General features: G+C 62.7%; 24 protein-coding genes. 12 read left to right on the top strand and 12 right to left on the bottom strand.

The window, feature by feature from the left end; genetic code table 11:
• Positions 1-124: 124 nt before the first annotated feature.
• On the top strand, positions 125-505 hold the full coding sequence (locus tag KUL25_RS11375; protein WP_257893045.1) for a hypothetical protein: 381 nt from the start codon (positions 125-127) through the stop codon (positions 503-505).
• A 36-nt stretch (positions 506-541) separates the two neighbouring features.
• On the opposite strand, the gene ychF is transcribed toward KUL25_RS11375, so the two are convergent.
• Positions 542-1,639, bottom strand: a complete 1,098-nt coding sequence (ychF, locus tag KUL25_RS11380; protein WP_257893046.1) for a redox-regulated ATPase YchF — start codon at positions 1,637-1,639, stop codon at positions 542-544.
• Between the two features lie 197 nt (positions 1,640-1,836).
• Between ychF and KUL25_RS11385 the strand changes: the two genes are divergently transcribed.
• Positions 1,837-3,153, top strand: a complete 1,317-nt coding sequence (locus tag KUL25_RS11385; RefSeq protein ID WP_257893047.1) for an MATE family efflux transporter — start codon at positions 1,837-1,839, stop codon at positions 3,151-3,153.
• 34 nt (positions 3,154-3,187) lie between these two features.
• On the opposite strand, the gene KUL25_RS11390 is transcribed toward KUL25_RS11385, so the two are convergent.
• A complete protein-coding gene (locus KUL25_RS11390; RefSeq protein WP_068363394.1) occupies positions 3,188-3,373 on the bottom strand; it encodes a hypothetical protein in 186 nt (61 codons plus the stop codon).
• A gap of 146 nt (positions 3,374-3,519) precedes the next feature.
• On the opposite strand from KUL25_RS11390, the gene trpA reads away from it, so the two are divergent.
• Positions 3,520-4,311 (top strand): tryptophan synthase subunit alpha, encoded by a 792-nt coding sequence (trpA, locus tag KUL25_RS11395; protein ID WP_257893048.1) that lies wholly within the window; start codon positions 3,520-3,522, stop codon positions 4,309-4,311.
• Entirely contained in the window at positions 4,308-4,736 is a 429-nt protein-coding gene (locus KUL25_RS11400; RefSeq protein WP_257893049.1) for a c-type cytochrome, read from the top strand. Before trpA ends, KUL25_RS11400 begins: the two co-directional genes overlap by 4 nt.
• 241 nt (positions 4,737-4,977) lie before the next feature.
• On the opposite strand, the gene KUL25_RS11405 is transcribed toward KUL25_RS11400, so the two are convergent.
• Positions 4,978-5,412 (bottom strand): potassium channel family protein, encoded by a 435-nt coding sequence (locus KUL25_RS11405; protein ID WP_257893050.1) that lies wholly within the window; start codon positions 5,410-5,412, stop codon positions 4,978-4,980.
• A gap of 231 nt (positions 5,413-5,643) precedes the next feature.
• On the opposite strand from KUL25_RS11405, the gene KUL25_RS11410 reads away from it, so the two are divergent.
• Both KUL25_RS11410 and KUL25_RS11415 read left to right on the top strand, forming a co-directional pair.
• Positions 5,644-6,630, top strand: a complete 987-nt coding sequence (locus tag KUL25_RS11410; protein WP_257893051.1) for a magnesium transporter — start codon at positions 5,644-5,646, stop codon at positions 6,628-6,630.
• A gap of 121 nt (positions 6,631-6,751) precedes the next feature.
• Positions 6,752-7,915: an alpha-hydroxy acid oxidase gene (locus KUL25_RS11415; RefSeq protein ID WP_257893052.1), complete on the top strand. Its 1,164-nt coding sequence runs from the start codon at positions 6,752-6,754 to the stop codon at positions 7,913-7,915.
• Here KUL25_RS11415 and KUL25_RS11420 read toward each other — a convergent pair.
• Positions 7,897-9,042, bottom strand: a complete 1,146-nt coding sequence (locus tag KUL25_RS11420) for an MFS transporter (RefSeq protein WP_257893053.1) — start codon at positions 9,040-9,042, stop codon at positions 7,897-7,899. The two genes, KUL25_RS11415 and KUL25_RS11420, sit on opposite strands and share 19 nt — an antisense overlap.
• Positions 9,043-9,179: 137 nt before the next feature.
• Here KUL25_RS11420 and KUL25_RS11425 point away from each other — a divergent pair, with 137 nt between their 5' ends.
• Together KUL25_RS11425 and KUL25_RS11430 are read left to right on the top strand one after the other, a co-directional pair.
• Positions 9,180-9,833, top strand: coding sequence for a 50S ribosomal protein L25/general stress protein Ctc (locus KUL25_RS11425; RefSeq protein ID WP_257893054.1), 654 nt, complete (start codon positions 9,180-9,182; stop codon positions 9,831-9,833).
• A 232-nt stretch (positions 9,834-10,065) separates the two neighbouring features.
• The gene (locus KUL25_RS11430; protein WP_257893055.1) at positions 10,066-10,854 is read left to right on the top strand and encodes a DUF1203 domain-containing protein; all 789 of its coding nucleotides are present in this window, start codon (positions 10,066-10,068) and stop codon (positions 10,852-10,854) included.
• 109 nt (positions 10,855-10,963) lie between these two features.
• Here KUL25_RS11430 and KUL25_RS11435 read toward each other — a convergent pair whose 3' ends face one another.
• Positions 10,964-11,665 carry an FkbM family methyltransferase gene (locus KUL25_RS11435; RefSeq protein WP_257893056.1) on the bottom strand — a complete coding sequence of 234 codons (702 nt, stop codon included), beginning with the start codon at positions 11,663-11,665 and terminating at the stop codon, positions 10,964-10,966.
• Between the two features lie 57 nt (positions 11,666-11,722).
• Positions 11,723-12,739 carry an alcohol dehydrogenase catalytic domain-containing protein gene (locus KUL25_RS11440; protein WP_257893057.1) on the bottom strand — a complete coding sequence of 339 codons (1,017 nt, stop codon included), beginning with the start codon at positions 12,737-12,739 and terminating at the stop codon, positions 11,723-11,725.
• A gap of 179 nt (positions 12,740-12,918) precedes the next feature.
• Here KUL25_RS11440 and pth point away from each other — a divergent pair, with 179 nt between their 5' ends.
• From pth to KUL25_RS11455, 3 genes are all read left to right on the top strand, one after another.
• Entirely contained in the window at positions 12,919-13,611 is a 693-nt protein-coding gene (gene pth / locus KUL25_RS11445) for an aminoacyl-tRNA hydrolase (protein ID WP_257893058.1), read from the top strand.
• A gap of 43 nt (positions 13,612-13,654) precedes the next feature.
• Positions 13,655-13,777: a hypothetical protein gene (locus tag KUL25_RS11450; RefSeq protein WP_257893059.1), complete on the top strand. Its 123-nt coding sequence runs from the start codon at positions 13,655-13,657 to the stop codon at positions 13,775-13,777.
• 148 nt (positions 13,778-13,925) lie between these two features.
• Positions 13,926-14,312 (top strand): DUF2237 family protein, encoded by a 387-nt coding sequence (locus KUL25_RS11455; protein WP_257893060.1) that lies wholly within the window; start codon positions 13,926-13,928, stop codon positions 14,310-14,312.
• On the opposite strand, the gene KUL25_RS11460 is transcribed toward KUL25_RS11455, so the two are convergent.
• The 4 genes from KUL25_RS11460 to trpB form a co-directional block, all read right to left on the bottom strand.
• Complete coding sequence (locus tag KUL25_RS11460) at positions 14,313-14,825, bottom strand: helix-turn-helix transcriptional regulator (RefSeq protein WP_257893061.1); 513 nt, start codon at positions 14,823-14,825, stop codon at positions 14,313-14,315.
• 33 nt (positions 14,826-14,858) lie between these two features.
• Positions 14,859-15,287, bottom strand: a complete 429-nt coding sequence (locus tag KUL25_RS11465; protein WP_257893062.1) for a hypothetical protein — start codon at positions 15,285-15,287, stop codon at positions 14,859-14,861.
• 81 nt (positions 15,288-15,368) lie between these two features.
• Positions 15,369-15,821, bottom strand: coding sequence for a PepSY domain-containing protein (locus KUL25_RS11470; protein ID WP_257893063.1), 453 nt, complete (start codon positions 15,819-15,821; stop codon positions 15,369-15,371).
• A gap of 201 nt (positions 15,822-16,022) precedes the next feature.
• The gene (trpB, locus tag KUL25_RS11475) at positions 16,023-17,252 is read right to left on the bottom strand and encodes a tryptophan synthase subunit beta (protein ID WP_257893064.1); all 1,230 of its coding nucleotides are present in this window, start codon (positions 17,250-17,252) and stop codon (positions 16,023-16,025) included.
• Between the two features lie 160 nt (positions 17,253-17,412).
• Between trpB and KUL25_RS11480 the strand changes: the two genes are divergently transcribed.
• Entirely contained in the window at positions 17,413-17,892 is a 480-nt protein-coding gene (locus KUL25_RS11480; RefSeq protein WP_257893065.1) for a hypothetical protein, read from the top strand.
• 21 nt (positions 17,893-17,913) lie between these two features.
• Here KUL25_RS11480 and KUL25_RS11485 read toward each other — a convergent pair whose 3' ends face one another.
• Both KUL25_RS11485 and KUL25_RS11490 read right to left on the bottom strand, forming a co-directional pair.
• On the bottom strand, positions 17,914-18,558 hold the full coding sequence (locus tag KUL25_RS11485; RefSeq protein ID WP_257893066.1) for a phosphoribosylanthranilate isomerase: 645 nt from the start codon (positions 18,556-18,558) through the stop codon (positions 17,914-17,916).
• Positions 18,559-18,562: 4 nt separating this feature from the next.
• On the bottom strand, positions 18,563-18,916 hold the full coding sequence (locus KUL25_RS11490) for a LapA family protein (protein ID WP_257893067.1): 354 nt from the start codon (positions 18,914-18,916) through the stop codon (positions 18,563-18,565).
• Positions 18,917-18,960: the final 44 nt, after the last annotated feature.

An 18,960-nucleotide genomic window follows, 5' to 3' on the forward strand; every position in this document is an offset into this window, starting at 1 on the left:
CTTCCGTCGCCTTCTACGGGGTCAGGAATTCCTTACCCAAGCGACAGAAACGGCGGCGTGGCGCGTATCACTTACCGTCACCATTAGACAAAACCACTTTTTTAAACCCAAAGGAAATTGACCCATGAAACTGAATGTTAAAACTCTCGCCCTCGTTGCCCTTGCCACCTGTGCTGCAGTGCCTGCATCGGCCAACACCTTCCTTGGCGCCCGCATGGCCGCGGATACCAGCGACGTCGACATCATCAGCGTACCGGGCCCGGCACTCGTCCGTGAGGTGCGCTTCTGTGTCGTCAACTGCGCGGTGCATTTCGGAGACGTCGACGTCCGCTTCGCCATCGGCACCAGCCAGGACCTGCCCGTTCGCCGCATCGTGCGCCCCGGCAACTGCACCAACTGGCTCGATCTGCGTGGCCCGGTCCGCAACATCGATGAGATCCGGTTCCGCTATCAGACCATCGTCAACGCAGGCCCCCAGGCCATCGTGACCGCCCACGGTCGGTAATCGCCACTGGTCCCGCGCTTCATCGCGCGGGGCCTTTTACCCCCCGTGAAGGAAGTGCAGGACGTCGCCATCCTTGACCACGTAGCCCTTGCCTTCCGCCCGCATCTTGCCCGCCTCCTTGGCGGGGTTTTCACCGCCCAGCGTCACGTAATCATCATAGGCAATCGTCTCGGCCCGGATGAACTTGGCCTCAAAATCGCCGTGGATCACGCCGGCGGCGGCGGGGGCCAGCGTGCCCTCCTTGATCGTCCAGGCGCGGGCCTCTTTGGGGCCGACGGTGAAGTAGGTTTGCAGGTTCAAAAGCTCGTATCCGGCGCGGATCAGTCGGTCGAGGCCGGGCTCTTCCAGCCCCAATTCCTCCAGGAACATCTCGGCGTCATCGGCATCCAGTTGGCTGATGTCTTCCTCGATCTTGGCGGAGATCACCACGTGGGCGTTGCCCTGCGCGGCCGCCATTTCGGCGACCCGCGCGGACTGGGAATTGCCTGTGCCCGCGTTCTCTTCTTCAACATTGCAGACGTAGAGGATCGGCTTGGTGGTCAGCAATTGCAACATCTTCCAGGCTTTCGCGTCTTCATCGGCCACGTCCACGGTGCGTGCGGGCTTGCCGTCTTCCAGCGCCGCTTTCGCGGCGTTCAACAGGCGTTCCTGCTGCACCGCTTCCTTGTCACCACCGCGCACCTTTCGAACGAGGTTCACCATGCGCTTCTCGATGCTTTCCAGATCGGCAAGCATCAGCTCCGTCTCGATGGTTTCCGCGTCCGCGATGGGATCCACGCGGCCATCGACGTGGACGACGTCTCCATCCTCGAAACAGCGCAACACATGGGCAATCGCGTCGGTCTCGCGGATGTTGGCGAGGAACTGGTTGCCGAGGCCTTCACCCTTGGAGGCCCCCTTCACGAGGCCCGCGATATCCACGAAGGTCATCCGCGTCGGGATGATCGACTTGGACGCCGCAATCGCGGCCAGTTTGTCGAGGCGGTCGTCCGGCACGGCGACGTCGCCCACATTCGGCTCGATCGTGCAGAACGGAAAGTTCGCGGCCTGCGCGGCGGCGGTGCGCGTCAGCGCGTTGAACAGGGTCGATTTGCCGACATTCGGCAGGCCCACGATGCCCATTTTGAAACCCATGTGACGCACTCCGCTGAAGCGTTGAAATCAGCGCGCATGTAGGTCGCGCGCGGGGGGAAGGTCAAGGCACCGCCGCCTTTGTCGCACGGCGAGGGCGGCCCGCTGGGGCGCGAACGGCGGGCGCACCAAGGGCATCATCGCGCCACCCGTGGTCGCAGGCCGATTGACTTGCCCCCCCACGCGCGTAGACGGACGCCATGACCACCGACGTCTTGCCCTCCGCCCGCGCCGAGCTTGCGCCCCTGATCCGCCTTTCGGTTCCCCTGATGGTGGGCCTGACGGCGGCGTTGCTGATTGGCGTGGTGGATACGGTCATGATCTCGCCCCTTGGCACGGTGCCCCTGGCGGCGGCGGGGGTGACGACCGCCGTGTTGATCATCCTGATCTCGGCGCTTTGGGGCCTGCTTACCGTGATCTCCGTCCAGATCAGCCAGGCCGAGGGCGCGGGCGAGCCTGCCAGGGTGGCACTTGCCCTACGCTCGGGCCTACTTCTGTGCCTCATCGGAGGCGTCCTCGCGGCCGCCCTGATGATGGGCGTCTACCCCCTTCTCGGTCCCTTCGGCCAACCGCCAGAGGTCTTGGAGATCCTTCTGCCCTACTGGGCCTCCATGGCGTTGTGGATCGTGCCATTCACCCTCTTCTTCGGCCTCAAGGCGCTGTTTGATGCGGTGGATTGGCCGTGGGTCGCCGTCGGCCTCAGCTACATCGGCGTGGTGGTGAACATCCCGGCCAATTACACCTTCATCCACGTACTGGACATGGGCATCCTTGGGGCGGGACTTGCCTCGATCCTGTCGCAGTCGTTGTCACTTCTGGCGGCGTGGCTCGTCGTGACCCGGGCCGAGGGCCTCCGGGCCTATCGTCAAAAGGTCGCCGTCGCCTGGATCGATGTGCGGGCGCAACTGCGCGACAGCCTGCCCCTGTGCCTGGGGTATGCGGGCGAAGGCGGGGCCTATGCGATGATCGGGCTGATGATCGGCTGGCTCGGGGCCGAAGCGCTGGCCGCCCACCAAATCGTCAACGCATTGGGCGGCGTCGCCTACGTGATCCCCTTGGGCATGGCAGGTGCGGTGTCCATCCGTGTTGGCAATGCGGTGGGCGCGGGGCGGCGCGACCGCCTGCGCCCCATCCTGAAAGCCTCGTTCCTGATGGTGGTGCTGTGGCAAGTGCTGGCCGCTTGCGTCTTCATCTTCGGCGGGCGCCTGTTGGCCGATTCCATGTCCACCGACCCCGCCGTGATCCAACTGGCCACGACGCTGTTTCTCGTCATGGCCGCGATGCAGATCGCCGATGGCATCCAAGGCACGTCGTTGGGCGCGTTGCGCGGCATGTCGGACATGGAACGCCCTACGACCATCACGCTGATCGCCTATTGGCTGCTGGCGCTACCGGCCAGCTACCTGCTTGGCATCACGCTGGAAATCGGGGCCGTCGGGATCTGGGCAGGCTACACCCTCGGATTGGTCGTGGCGGCCATTGCCCTGCCGTGGCGGTTCTGGCGCCTGACCGCGTAGACCGGGTCCGGGCCTTGGCCCGGCTGGCCCGCCCTTAGCCGCGTTTTTCGCGCCGCTCGAAGATGATGAACCACGCCAGCAGAACGAACATCGGATGGGTCAACCCGCCCGAGAAGATCAGAGCAAGGATCCAGATCGGTGCCACGATGATCCCCAAAATGACCCTTCCGGCAAGAAAGATCGACAAGGGCGGCAGCAGAAGGGCGAGTAAGTAATTCATGCACCCAACATGGGAACGACTGCCCGCCGCGTCCAGACATCTTGGGAAAACCCGCGCCTCTTTCCCCGCAGTGTTTGCCCCCCATTGATTTCACGGGGCCCTTGGGCCAAACCCAACCGCGAACCGCCAAGACGAAAGCCCAGACCATGACCCGTATCGACGACACCTTCGCGCGCCTCCAAGCTTCTGATAAAAAGGCGTTCGTTTCCTACATCATGGCCGGCGATCCGGATTACGATACCTCGCTTGCGGTCATGCGCGGTCTGCCCGCTGCGGGCGTCGATATCATCGAGTTGGGCGTGCCCTTCACTGACCCCATGGCCGATGGCGCCACCATCCAGCTTGCGGGGCAACGGGCGCTCGACGGGGGCATGACGCTGGAGAAGACCCTGCAAATGGCCCGTGACTTCCGGACTGGTGACACCACCACGCCCATCGTTCTGATGGGCTACTACAACCCGATATATTCCCGTGGCGTTGACGCCTTCCTTGTGGCCGCCAAGGACGCGGGCATTGACGGCCTCATCGTCGTCGATCTGCCGCCTGAAGAGGATGAAGAGCTCTGCATCCCCGCCCAGGCCGCTGGCCTCAATTTCATTCGTCTCGCCACCCCCACCACCGACGACAAGCGCCTGCCCAAGGTGCTGACCAACACGTCGGGCTTCGTCTATTATGTCTCGATTACCGGCATTACCGGTGCCGCAGCTGCCCAGGCGACGGATGTCGCCCCCGAGGTTGCCCGCATCAAGGCCGCGACAGACATTCCCGTCATCGTAGGCTTCGGCATCACCACGCCCGAGGCTGCCGAGAACATCGCAGGCGTCGCCGACGGCTGCGTGGTTGGCTCCGCCATCGTGGCGCAAATCGCAGATGGCAAGCCGGTTGAAGACGTATTGGCCTTCGTGAAAACGCTGTCGGACGGGGCACATCGGGCATGACACGCGGCATCCTCCTCGCCGCCGCGTTGGCGGCAACCCCGGTGACCGCCGCCGCGCAGGACGTCGATCTGGAAACCGGTGCCGCCCTCTTCGCGGACAACTGCGCCGCCTGCCACGGCGCCGAAGCCCATGGCGACGGCCCCGCTGCAGTCGGGCTTTCCACCCAACCCGCCGACCTGACCCGCATCGCCGATCGGCGCGATGGCGTTTGGCCGATCTTCGAGGTCATGTCGATCATCGACGGCTACACCCAAGCCACCACGCCCCGCGACGACATGCCGATCCTCTCCGCCCTCACCGAAGGCCCGATTATCGAGCTTACAGCCGACAACGGCCTCACCACGGAAGTGCCCGCGAACCTTCTGGCCGTGGCGGATTACCTCGAAAGCATCCAGTCCCCGCCACCGGAACGCTACGTGCCATGACGGCTGCCTGGGGTGAGTGCTGCCGAGTTGCAGTGCCGCTTGCAAAGGTACGGATCACGGCGGACAAGCCGGTTGAACCAGTGCTGACGTTCGTGAAGGCGCTGCCGGATGCCACACATCGGGGATGAGTGGCGTGACCCGGCCGCCCCGTACAGAAGCTGACTATGGGTTCGCCAAGCGATTGGCCTAGAGATAACGCCTTCGGGCCGGGAAATTGCAGTGCCCGGGTCAGGCGCTGACCCTAGTCGCGTAAATTGTGCTGCACGCGTCGGACATGGCGCAGCGTATCTGTCAGCATCGCAGTCATCAGGCCAAACATCAGAAAACCGTTCGCCCCGGTCATGCCGCCCAACAGCCGCTCATCCTGGGGGACGACCACGTCGCCAAGACCCAGGGTCGTGTAGGCGACAAGGGAATAGTAAACGGCTTCTTCCATCGAGCCGAAGACTGACATGCTGGCGAAAACAATGGCCCATAGCCACACGCCCATGGTCATCATGGTCATCGTAGACAGCACAACCATGAAGATCACGACGAACGACTTGGCGGGCTTCGGAGGGCGGCGCAGCCAAGGCTCCATCCACAGCAATACCTCGTTGAGAACCCACCAGACCATGGCGGCCCCAACCAGTGAAACGAGGGTGATAACGGAACCAAGCATCAGTTGGCTAAGCATTATCCGGAAATCCTTCTCGTGGTGGTGCAGCTTTTTCAAGGGGCAAGGATTGCGTCTTGCCTGATGCACTGACCCCACTTCATGGCACCCGTCAGCGTCCCTGACAAACCAATACGCCCTGACAGGCAGTATAGCCAGACAACAGGCTGACCCCTTGCCACAGTTCCCTTGGCCAACGCAGGCCGCCACCATATGTGTCGCGCAACTGCATGTAGCGGTCAGGAGAAACGAATGCCGGATACGCTGCACGACGGGGACGCCCTCAACCTGGATGTCGCCGCATCACACATGGTCACGCGGATCCCGCGCGTCCGTGCAGAAGCCACTGTCGACAGCGTTCTGGAGCTGTTGCGCGGACAAGTCTTCCAATGTGCCGATACGATCTTCGTGGTTGATCCCCAGGATCGCCTTCTGGGCATCGTTCGCATCAATGATCTGTTTTCCGACGGGACGCGTCTGATCCAAGACATCATGGTGCCAGAACATGAAGCGGTCGCGCTTGGGGACGATCAGGAAGAGATCGCGTCCCTCGCAATCCGTCTCAACATGATCGCGGTGCCTGTGGTCGACTGGGATCAGAAACTCGTCGGCGCGGTTCCACCAGAAGCGCTGTTCCGCATCCTGCGGGACGAACATATGGAGGATCTTCAGCGCTTCGCAGGCATCGCGGCCCATGACGACGGTCCCGATGCCGCATTGGACGCTCCCCTGTTCAACCGGTTCTCTAGGCGTCTGCCCTGGCTGGTCTTCGGCCTGTTGGCGTCTTCGCTGATAACGGTCGTGATGGTCGGCTTCGAGCACACGCTTTCGTCGAATGTGTCGGTGGCGTTTTTCGTGCCCGCTCTGGTCTACATCGCCGGGGCCATCGGCACGCAAGCGGTTTCGGTCTCTGTCCGGGGCTTGTCGGTCGGAGAGGTCGACATTGGGGCGCTGCTTCGGGACGAGTTGATTATCGGATCTGCGATCGGGACCGCGCTGGGGTCGTTGGCCGGTCTGGCCGTGATGATCTTCTTTGGTGACGTCATTCTGGCCGTGGCCGTTGGTCTTGCCGTCCTTGCGGGCGGAACGGTTTCTGCGGTTGTCGGGTTTGGCCTTCCCTGGGTGTTCAAGAGGTTCGGATCAGATCCAGCGCTTGGAAGTGGTCCGATCTGCACCATCATTCAGGATGTCACGAGCCTGTTCATCTATTTCGCATTGGTCAGCTTACTGGTGTTATGATCGCATCGCCGCGGCGCGCATCGGCCACCCTTGCCGTCGCGCAGCCCATGGCGCAATCACCCCATGGACTCAGCGCCTCCGCATTGGTAAACATTTCTTACCACATGACGGAGACGACCCGATGCCCCCCATCACCGAGATCGAAGACCTCAAGCGGATCTACAAACGCCGCGTGCCGAAGATGTTCTACGACTATGCGGAATCGGGCAGTTGGACCGAGCAGACGTTCCGCGAGAATTCCAGCGATTTCGACCAGATCCGCCTGCGCCAACGCATCGCGCGCGATATGGACGGGCGCACGACGGCGGGCAAGATGGTGGGCCAGGACGTTTCCATGCCCGTGGCGTTGGCGCCCGTGGGGCTTACCGGCATGCAATCCGCAGACGGAGAGATCAAGGCCGCCCGCGCGGCCGAGCGTTTCGGCGTGCCCTATACACTATCCACCATGTCCATCTGCTCTATCGAAGATGTCGCAGAGCATACCCAGAAACCCTTCTGGTTTCAGGTCTATACCCTGAAGGACGACGACTTCATGAAGCGGCTGTTCGCCCGCGCCAAGGCGGCGGGCTGCACGTCGCTGGTTATTACCGTGGACCTGCAAATCATGGGTCAGCGGCACAAGGACATCAAGAACGGCCTCTCTGCCCCGCCCAAACTGACGGCGAAATCCATCGCCAACATGGCCACGAAAGTGCCCTGGGGGCTGGAGATGCTGGGGACCAAACGGCGATTTTTCGGCAATATCGTGGGCCACGCCAAGGGCGTGACGGACCCCGGCTCTCTGTCGTCGTGGACCGCAGAGGCCTTCGATCCCTCCCTCAATTGGGAGCGGATCAAGGAGTTCCGCAGCTGGTGGGACGGCCCGGTGATCCTGAAAGGCATCCTGGACGCGGACGACGCAAAAGAAGCGATCAACGTGGGCGCTGACGCCATCGTCGTGTCCAACCACGGCGGGCGGCAGTTGGACGGCGCCTTGTCCTCGATCCGCATGTTGCCCACGATCATGGACGCCGTGGGCGACAAGATCGAGGTGCATCTCGATAGCGGCATCCGCTCGGGCCAGGACGTGCTGAAGGCACTGGCCATGGGGGCCACGGGCACGATGATCGGGCGGGCGTACGTCTATGGCTTGGGCGCGCGCGGGCAGCAGGGCGTGACCGACGCGCTGGAGGTGATCCAGAAGGAATTGTCCACCTCCATGGGCCTGTGCGGGGAACGCGACGTCGCCAACCTCAGCCGGGACAACCTTCTGATCCCGAAAGGGTTTCAGGGCGATTGGGAATAGCGCCGCCGAAGGTAGGCGGCGAGAAGCGGCGCGATAAGCGCCACCGCCGCGACCGCGGCGAACGCCCACCGCAGGCCGACTGCGCCGGACACAAAACCCATCAAGGACGGGGCCAGCACGAACCCCATGAAGCCGATCATGGCGGCGCGGGCGACTGCAGCGGTCCGATGCTCGGGCCGCACCATCCGGCCCACGATCGCAAGGCCCACCGGGCCGACCGCTGCAATGCCCAACCCCATGGCCCCAAAACCGACATAGGCCGTCAACGGCGACACAGCCGCCGCCGCAATCAGCGCGCCCACGCTGGCCATCGCGGTGCCGATCACGATGATCGCATGCTCGCTGAACCGCTCCGTCAAGGCCTGACCCGAGAAGCGCCCTACCGCCATCGTCAGACCCAGAACCGCCGGGCCGAACGCGCCCTCGGCGGCGCGGCCGCCCAGCGTGCGCTCGATATGCAAGGCCGACCAGGCCTCAACCGTGGCCTCTACGAAGAAGGCGACCAGCACGATGGCACCGCACAACACCACCAAACCCCAGGGGAATCGGTTGGCGCGGCGCGCCTCGTGATCGACAGGCTCCACTGCCATTTTCAGCGGCAGCGCCATGAGCACGATCGCCACGGCCACCACACCGAAGATCTGCGCAGGGTTCCACCCAGCCTCGCGCGCGAAGCCGGTCATCACGGCAGATATCGCGTAGGCCACTGAAAACATGGCGTGGTTTGCATTCATCAGGCTGCGGTTGTGGCGCGCCTCCAACTCTGACACGCGGGCGTTCATCACCACATCCAGAATGCCCGAGCAGTAGCCCGCCAGCACCATCGCCACAAAGAACAACAGCGGCGATGCTGCGAGCGCGGGACCAAGGGCCACGGCGGCGAAAAGGCACCCCGCGACCGGCATCGCCCAGGCGCCCAACAGGCGGTCGAACAACGGCGCCATCCACATGGTTGCAACCAAACCAAGGGAAGTGCCCAGAAGGATCAAGCCGAACAACGCGTCATCGGCCCCAATTCCCGCTTTCAGAACAGGGACTTGCGCGGCAAAACTGCCCCAGAAGGTGCCCACGATCATGAAGGCGACCAGCGGGCGGCGGGACAAGGAGAGGGCGGATAGAATGGACATGGCCGCAACCGCTGTCACGGACGCTCGGCTCGTGCAAGAGGGGGCTTTCCAAAACCGCCCTCCTCCCCTATACGCGCGGACTTGATAACCCAGAGCCGACACCCTTGGAGGCGGCTCATAATCTTAGGAGAATTCCAATGGCTGGTGAGATTCCTGATCTTATCGCTGAGGCACGGACGGGGACAGGCAAGGGGGCCGCTCGTCAAGCACGCCGTGAAGGTAACGTGCCCGGTATCGTATATGGTGGCGGCGCTGACCCGCTGGCGATCAACATCCCCTTCAACGTGCTGTTCAAGCGCCTGAAAGACGGTCGTTTCCTTTCGACCCTGTTCAACCTGAAGGTTGAGGGCCAGGAAGACGTCCGCGTGATCTGCCGCAACGTGCAGCGCGATGTCGTCAAGGACCTGCCGACCCACGTGGACTTCATGCGCCTCAAGCGCACGTCCAAGGTCAGCCTGTTCATCCCGGTCGAGGTTGTGGGCGAAGCCGAATGCCCCGCCATCAAGAAGGGTGGCGTGTTGACGATGGTCCGCCCCGAGGTAGAGCTGCGCGTGACCGCGGGTGACATCCCCGAGCAGATCACCATCGACCTCACTGGTCTGGAAATCGGCGACACCGTCACGATCTCCTCGGTCGAGCTGCCCGCAGGGGCCGTGGCCACCATCGACCGCGACTTCGTGATCGCCAACCTGACAGCGCCCTCTGGCCTTGTCAGCGCCGAGAACGAAGCCGACGACGAAGATGCACCGGCAGCGGACGAAGTGCCTGCCGCAGGCGACGAAAAAGAGTAATCCCTGCACATTGTGCAATGACGGCGCCGCTCGGGATTCCGGGCGGCGCCGTTTTCGTTTGTGGGTGCACGCCGGACTGGAGCAGGCGAGGTGCATGAAGGCGCGGGTCTGTAGTTGCCCCCAAAAGCGAGTGGCTGAATGACAATCGCAATTCCGGCATGACCCGTGATCAGGTGGAAGCGGGCATCCTGCAAACCATCGGGGCGGCGCAGATGATCTGGCCACCCCGGGTGTGGCTCGCCTTGATATCACCGAAACCCGCATCACAACGGATGGTTTCGCGGCGTCTTACGTGCATACTCAGGTCTGCAACGGCGTCATCATTGCCACCCAATCCGGGGACCGTCGCATCGACCACGCCGCGCGGGGTGCGCTGGAAGACCTCTACCCGGACCGAGGAAACACGATGTTCAACGTCGATCCCTTGGGCAAGGTCGGCGGCAGCACTGACTGGACAACCCAGCAGGTGCCAGCGGCCTGTTTCCCGCAACATCCGGGTCGCGCGAAACCATGCTCTGCGGCATCTTCGGAGCAGTCACAACCGGAGCCCCCCATGTCCTACCGCATCACCGGGCTCTCGCACGCCCTCTTCGCCCCCCTCTTCGGCAAGTCCGACGCCGAACTGGCCATGCTTGGCGTCGAGCGTGTCATCGCCGATGCGCCCAGTTGCTACCCCGACCGCATCACGATGCGCGACGCCGACGCTGGCGAAACGCTCCTGCTGCTGAACCACCAACATCAACCGGCAAACTCCCCCTACCAATCCAGCCATGCGATCTACGTGATCGAAGGCGCGACAGACACCTACGACGCCGTCGATGAAATCCCACCCGTCATGGCGCACCGCCTTCTGTCCCTGCGCGGCTTCAATACCGCCGACAAGATCGAAGACGGCCGCGTTGTGCCGGGCGCCGAGGCTGATGCAACGATCCGCGACATGCTGCGTAACAACAAGATCCGCTACATCCATGCCCATAACGCAGGCCACGGGTGCTATTCGGGCCTCATCACACGCGCCTGAGGGCCCCGACAGCGTGCAACCGCTCCTTCATCTTGCCAAATACAACTCAATCCCGCCCCAGTCACGGGCGCAGCGCGCAAGACTGGTGTGCACCGCTGGCAAAACAGCCCTAGCTGCCCTCGCTCCACACTTTGCGGAACCCAAGGATCTTGCCCCGTGACGTGACCGGATCATAGGTCATGTTCATGGCGCTCATCGCGTCGATGATCTTCTTGATCACCGTCGCCTCGTACTGCTTGGGATGGATCTCCATCACGCAAAAGCGCAGGGGGCATTTCCAGGGGCGGTCGAAGTAGCCCGCCTCGGCCCCTTCGACGTCCATCAGGACCACGTGGGGGCGGTGGGCGCGGATCAACTCGTGGAAACCGATCAACGGCACTTCGACCTGTCGGCCCCCTTTCGCGCCCAGACGCGATCCGGTGAACCCGCTGGCAATGTGAAAGCTGGCGGTTGCCCCGTCTTCTGCGTGGCCCACAACAGCGCCGTGCATCAGGCTGACGTCCGCCACGCCATTGCGGGCGTGGTTGGCCCGGATCACGGGCAAAAGATCGGGGTTGGCCTCCACCGACAGGACGTTCTCGGGCTCGGTCTTCAGGGCCGCCAGCGTCCCGACGTAGCCCAAGCCCGCCCCAAGCTCCAACACCCGGAAACCGGGGCGCACGCAGCGGTCGACGGACCGCGCCTCATCACCCTCGTAGGTGCCATCGATCAGCTTCTCGATGATCGAGGCATTGGCGAGGCCTGCAGGCAGGCCAAGCTCCACGCCGTTGAGGCGATAGATTGCGTCAGAGGGAGAGGTCATCTCGGTCATGTCTCGGGCAGTAGCGATGGATTTGGACAATTTGAGGGCGCAACAACCGCCCCCCTCTCAAAGACCCAGCGGATAGGCCCCGGTGGAAATCAGGATCTTACCACCGCTCATGTTGCTCGCATAGGCAGAGGGCGCGTCAGCCGCCAATTCCAGTGGCACATGGCGCGCGACATGGGTCCGGGCGAAGCCCGATTGCAGGCTTTTGGTGACCTGCCGCGTCATCAGCAGCAGTTCCGGCGCGGACTTCCTGGCCAGCCATTGCGACAGCCAGAACCCCTTCACACTCAGCCCTTTGAAGATCATCGTGCCGGAATGGATGCTGACGGGCGCGCCGGAAAGGCCGCCGTAGACAATGATCTGCCCACCGCTGCGAAGTGCCTGTCCGATCCGAAAGGACAGCGTCCCACCGACAGCGTCAAACGCCATCCGACAGCGCAGATCCTTGCACAGCTCAGCCAGCTCCGCGTCGAAATCCGGCGCCGTCTCGTTCAGGACAAACCGCGCGCCCTCGGCCTTCAGGGCGTCGACCTGCGCGTCCTTGCGCACCACGTTGATGATCTTGACGCCCTTTTCCTTGGCGCGTCTGCGGATCATCGCCCCCAATGCCCCCCCGGCAGCGGTGGAAATCGCGCTCCATTGCTTGGCACGCCGCACCTCGCCGACCAGCGCCATGGCGGTCAGCGGGTTCACGAAGCTGCTGGCCCCAACGCCGAGGCCCATCGTCTTGGGCAGCGGCAGCACGCGGCTGGCAGGGACGACCGCGTATTCGGCCCACAGCCCCTGATTCTGGCCCACGAAGGCCACGTTCTTGCCCATCACGATGCGGCCCATCAGGCCCGACCCCGCCGCGACGACGACGCCCGCCCCCTCCAGCCCCGGGATCAGCGGGTAATCCCAGCGCAGCCCGTATTCGCCATTCAGGATCGCCAGATCCGAAGGGTTGATCGGCGAGGCCGCGACGCGCACCAGGACCTCTCCGGCGCGCGGTCTTGGGCGTGGCACGTCCTCCAGCGATAGCCGCTCGCCCGGCCCATGCAGAACCAGCGCGCGCATCGTGTCCGGCAAATCATCCATCAAAGTTCCCCTTTGCGTACAACCTGCCACAGGGCCGGATGCCTTGGCAAACGCCGCGCCGCACCATATCAGAAGGGGTGTCAACCACGTCCTCAAGTAGCGCAGGGCGCGATCGGACACTGAAGGCCGTCCTCAAGTAGCCCAAAGGGCGGTAGGGCAAATAAAGGGAACCTCTTCTCATGCAGCTTTGGGTGGGCCTGGGCAATCCGGGCCCGAAATACGCAGGCAACCGCCACAACATCGGCTGGATGGCCGTGGAGCGCATCGCCGAAGATCACGGCTTCGCGCCGTGGCGGGCCAAGTTTCAGGGGTCGGTGTCCGAGGGCGTTCTGGGCGGCGAAAAGATCCTGCTGCTCAAGCCCGAGACCTTCATGAACCTCTCGGGGCAATCGGTGGGCGAGGCGATGCGGTTCTACAAGCTCGACAGCACCGACGTGACCGTATTCCATGACGAGATTGATCTCGCCCCGGCCAAGGTCCGCGTCAAGGCAGGCGGCGGGCACGCGGGCCACAACGGGTTGCGCTCGATCCATCAGCACATCGGCCCGCACTACGACCGGGTACGCCTGGGCGTCGGCCATCCCGGCCATAAGGATCGGGTGCCGGGATATGTGTTGAATGACTTTGCGAAGGCGGATCAGGCGTGGCTGGACGACGTGTTGCGCGGCCTCTCGGATGGCGCGCCGCATCTGGCCAAGGGCGATGGGGGCAAGTTCCTGAACGCGGTGGCCCTGCGCACGGCCCCGCCCCGCTCGTCCACCTCCACGCCCAAGGCCAAAGCTGAAAGCTGCGAGGAGGCCGCTCAAGTGGCCGAGGAGGGACCGCCTGACACGCGAAGCGCGCTTCAGAAACTCGCCGACAAGTTCCGATGAGCGACCGCCTCCGCGCCGCCTTCGCCCGAGGACGGGGCTCCACGTGGTCTACACCAACATCGTCGCACAGTATTTCTCAGGAGAGACGCAGGCAAACCTCCACACGACCCTCAACCACCACGGTGCCGCAGCCATGCCCGGTACGGGCCTCACGGCGACGCTTTGAACACGCGGCACCCCCAATCCATCGCACACTCGCGGGGGTCGATTTCCACGGCGCATGGATTCATTGGCAGAATGCCCTTTCGCCAACGCCCGCAACTGGCATAGGCTAGCGGTCGAACGACCTCCATCGGATTGGAGATCCACAGACCATGACGTTCGAAAAAGCCCCCTCTCTCAATGTGTTCGGAGAGGCCCTGCAAACCTGCTCGTCAGACCCTCTGACCGGGTTCTTCCGGGACGGCACCTGCGAAACCTGTGCAGAGGATCGCGGATCCCACACCGTGTGTTGCGTGATGACGGCAGAGTTCCTGGCGTTCTCGAAGTATGTTGGAAATGACCTCTCCACACCGCGGCCCGAATACGGCTTCGCGGGCCTCAAGCCCGGTGACGGATGGTGTGTCTGTGCATCGCGCTGGCTTCAAGCTGCCGAGGAAGGCGCGGCCCCCATGGTCTGCATGACCGCCACCCATAAGCGCGCGCTGGACATCATTCCGCTGGAGATGCTGGAAGCCCATGCGTTCGGCCCAGAGGCCTAATCAGACCTTCTCGCGGTCTGAATGCGGCTCGGGAATGTCCATCAGGTCTTCGACAAAGACGCTCAATAGCTGGGGTCGCCCCGTCACGCCGGCTTTACGATAGATGGCGTTGGTCTGGGCCTTTACCGTCCCGGCCGACGTGTCGCGCAAACGCGCGATATCCGCCAGCGACAGCCCTTTCAGCGCGAAAAGCGCCACGTCCCGCTCGGCGGGGGTAAGACCCCAGTCGTCGAAGCGCTCGTCCACAAGGGTCATGAATGCTCCGGACGCGGCTCGAAGCGCCGCTTCCACCTTCCGGGTCCGAAGAAGTGCGGCACGAAACAGAAGCGCGCCCAGGACAACGCCGATGCTTAGCCCGGACGCAGCCCCGATTTCCATCAGCTCCCGAAAGCGCCAAGGGACTGGGGCAACCGGGACCCCCAGAACCGACAGAACAATGTCAGACACAAAGAAAATCGCGCAGATGATCTGCACGGCCAGCACGACTGCGAATGTGACCGGTCGGCTCAGCATCTGGCCTGAATACAATATTGGCCTTCGTTCACCCTAGTCATCGTCATCGTCATCTTCGTCGTCATCATCGTAGTCATCATCGTAGTCATCATAGTAATCATCATAGTAATCATCATAGTCGTCGTGTTCTCGATCGCCGTAATTACGATCGCCGCCACCTTCACCGCCTCCCCTATGCTCATTCCCCGAGATGTGAGGACCGGACCCACCGGTTGTGAAATCGCGAAGGATCACGCCGTTGCGCGGATCAAACACGATTTCACGGAGATAGTCGCCACGCCGCGCAATTATGCGGATACGCCCCAGCAAGGTGCGGCGCACGTCCGAGATCACAAATCCCTGCTGCTCAAGCTGCCGGATAATCGATCGTGTCGCTTCCTCATGCGCGCGGGCAGGACCGGCAGCGAAGGCCACAGCCGCAAAGCCGATCAGGAAATGTCGTCGTCCGGTTTCCATCTTCATCCTTTAAGGCCTGCGTCCCCGCCGGCACAAGTGCCGACGGGGCATGGGGCCACCTAAACGCCAGACACGTTGCGCTGCGACTCAGTCATCATCGCCGTCGTCATCATCATCGTCATCATCATCATCATCGTCATCATCGTCATCATCATCATCATCATCGTCATCATCGTCATAACGGTCGTCGTCATCATCGCGATCGTCGTCATCATCGCGGTCGTCGTCGTCCTCATCAAAGAAGTCGCGTGTGCGTGTACGAACTTCAACTCCCCGGCGGCCCAATTCATCGCCATCGGCGGCCTCTGTCTCGGAGTCGAGAATCTCGCCGGTTTCGCGATCATAGATCACTTCGATCTGCTGATTGCCCTCCGTGGCTTCCACCTTGATCTGACTGATCCCAACGGTCACTTCGATATAGTCGAAGCCACGGGCCTCGTAGGCCGCAACCAGTTCATCGGCGGTGACCTCAGCAAGTGCGGGCTGGGTCAGGGCGGCGGCAAAGAGGCCTACGGCGGTCGTCGTCAAATAGCGTTTCATGTTTCTCTCCTTCAACTCGAGGTGGCGTCAGGCCGCCCCTTGCCGATCAGAAGAAGTCAGTGTGCCGCCAGAGGAAACTGATCATCGGTTTAGATCAAGCGCCGTAAACCCGTGTTGCAGCGAAATAAACCTCAGGCATAGAACGCTGCCCAAGGTTGCTGACGTGTCCAACGAAAGTTGAGGGGGTGGGCGCGGCGCAGATTACGCGCCGACCATATCCCAGCCAAGTGCACGGGCGACGGTGAAGATGTCCTTGTCGCCGCGTCCGCACATGTTCATGCAGATCAGGTGATCCTTCGGCAGATCGCCCGCGATCTTGGCCACATGGGCCAGCGCGTGGGACGGCTCCAACGCCGGAATGATGCCCTCGGTCTCGCACGACAATTGGAACGCGTCGAGCGCCTCCTTGTCGGTGATGGAGACATATTGCGCCCGCCCGATATCGTGCAGCCACGCATGTTCCGGCCCGATGCCCGGATAGTCGAGACCGGCGCTGATCGAATGACCCTCAAGGATCTGCCCATCGTCGTCCTGCAACAGATAGGTCCGGTTGCCGTGCAGCACGCCCGGACGCCCGCCGGTCAGCGACGCGCAATGCTCCATCTTTTCGTTGACGCCATGCCCGCCCGCTTCGACGCCGATGATCGCCACCTCCTTGTCATCAAGGAACGGGTAGAACAGACCCATCGCGTTCGACCCGCCGCCTATGGCGGCAATCAGCGTGTCGGGCAAACGACCCTCGGCGGCCATCATCTGCTCTTTCGCTTCCTTGCCGATGATCGCCTGGAAATCGCGGACCATGGCCGGGTACGGATGCGGGCCTGCAACGGTGCCGATGCAGTAGAACGTGTCGCGCACATTGGTCACCCAATCGCGCAACGCGTCATTCATGGCATCTTTCAGGGTGCCACGCCCCGACGTCACCGGCACCACTTCCGCCCCCAGAAGCTTCATGCGGAAAACGTTGGGGGCCTGACGCTCCACATCCGTCGCGCCCATATAAACAATGCATTTCAAGCCAAACTTCGCGCAGACCGTCGCCGTCGCCACGCCGTGCTGGCCCGCGCCCGTCTCGGCGATGATCCGGGTTTTGCCCATGCGACGGGCCAGAATGATCTGGCCCAGCACGTTGTTGATCTTGTGCGCGCCGGTGTGGTTCAACTCGTCTCGCTTGAGGTAGATCTTGGCCCCGCCGAGGCGCTCGGTCAGACGCTCGGCGAAATACAGCGGCGAGGGGCGGCCCACGTAGTGGGTCCAGAGGTCATGCATCTCGGCCCAGAAGCTGTCGTCGGTCTTGGCGTGCTCGTACTGCTCTTCCAATTCGAGGATCAGCGGCATCAGCGTCTCGGACACGAAGCGCCCTCCGAAATCACCGAAACGGCCCTTCTCGTCAGGGCCTGTCATGAAGCTGTTCAATAGATCGTCTGGCATTACGCGTCTCCCGTGGGCAAGCGTGAGATGTAGCGCGACATCGGACAAGGGTAAAGCGGCAGCCCGGCGAAACGCCTCTTGATTTCGATCAGAAGCACCGCGCCCCAAGTGCCTACAATCACGTGCAATGGCCTTTAGTCATCAACGGAGGTGAAGAACCATGAGATTCCTGAACCTCGCACTTGTCACAGTGGCCTCGACAGCCCTGCCGCAGGTTGCGCCCGCACAGCAAGATATTCCCCTCGTTCCCATCGGCATCTCTGCCGAGGACTTCGACTTCACCGGAACGTGGAATTACAGGACGGCCAACCATTCCGTCGCCGGAGCCTGCCCCAACGGATCACCGATGAGCGGCACGTTGGAGATCACCCACAGTGGCGATGCCGTCGGGTTGGTGCTGACGTCCGGGGCGACCTGTGATCCGGGCTCGATGTGCATTTATGACGGAGCCATCGATGACGACGGAAATCTGATCGTGTCGAACACGGCCACCGTCGACGACGAAGGCGGCACCGCAGCCAATGCCATCCATATCTTCTTTCTGACCGACGATATGGCGACGGGTCATGCGGGATCCGGCTACGTGCACCCCAGTGGTTTCGAGTGTCAGTGGAGTTATTTTATTGAGCTGACGCGCTAATAAGGTGGCGGTCATGCCTGCTCAGGCACGCACGGCCTGAGCGAAGGCATGCATCAATCCGGCGTCTTTCACGCCGGGCGCAGATTCTATTGCAGAACTGAGGTCCACCTGCTTCGCGCCGGTGATGCGCACGGCCTCGGCCACGTTGTCCTGCGTCAGCCCACCGGCCAGCATCCACGGCACGGTCCAATACTTGCGCCCTGCCAGCAGGCCCCAATCGAAGCTTAGTCCATTGCCGCCGGGGCGGTCTGCGTCCTTGGGCTTCTTGGTGTCGATCAGTAGCTGGTCGGCGACCTCTGCGTAGGTGTCGATGGCGGCCAGATCGGCGGCCTCGGCCACGCCGATCGCCTTCATCACGGGCAGGCCGTAGCGCGCACGGATTTCAGCGACGCGGGCGGGCGATTCTGAGCCGTGGAGTTGCAGCATGTCGAGCGGTACGTTCTCGACGATCTCGTCCAGCGTTGCATCATCGGCATTCACCACCAAGGCCACCTTGGCGATGCCAAGGGGCACCTCCAGCGCCAAGGCGCGGGCCTGTGCAACGGTCACGTTGCGGGGCGATTTCGGAAAGAAAACGAAGCCCACGTAGCGCGCACCTGCTTCGGCAGCAGCCACTACATCTTGTGGGCGGCTCAACCCGCAATACTTGATAGAAACATCTGACACAGGCTCAGCGCGCGGCGTCGGCGTCTTCAAGGATGGCAAGGACGTCATCGTGGCTGTCGCTTTTGCGGCCCTTCGCGGCCACGACTTCACGCTCCAACTCGTTGGCTTTGCGGCGTTGGGTCTTGGCCTCGGCCCGGAAGCGGTGTTCGCGCAGCCATTCCAGAATGAAGCCCACCACGATACCGATCACAAGCGCACCCGTCACAACCAGGAACAGGGGCAGCGTCAGCTCATTCCGCATGCCCATGGCGTTGGCCATAACATCGGGCATGAGGTTCAGCGTCACCGGGTCGTTATTGGCGAAAAACAGGAACACCAGTGCCAGCAGGACAAGCGCCAGGAACAGTAGTTTTATCAATCGCAGAATTTTCAAAGCATCCCCCTTGGGCCGTTACGGCCTCC

The sequence above is a fragment of the Gymnodinialimonas phycosphaerae genome (genome assembly GCF_019195455.1).
GTDB classification, from domain to species: domain Bacteria; phylum Pseudomonadota; class Alphaproteobacteria; order Rhodobacterales; family Rhodobacteraceae; genus Gymnodinialimonas; species Gymnodinialimonas phycosphaerae.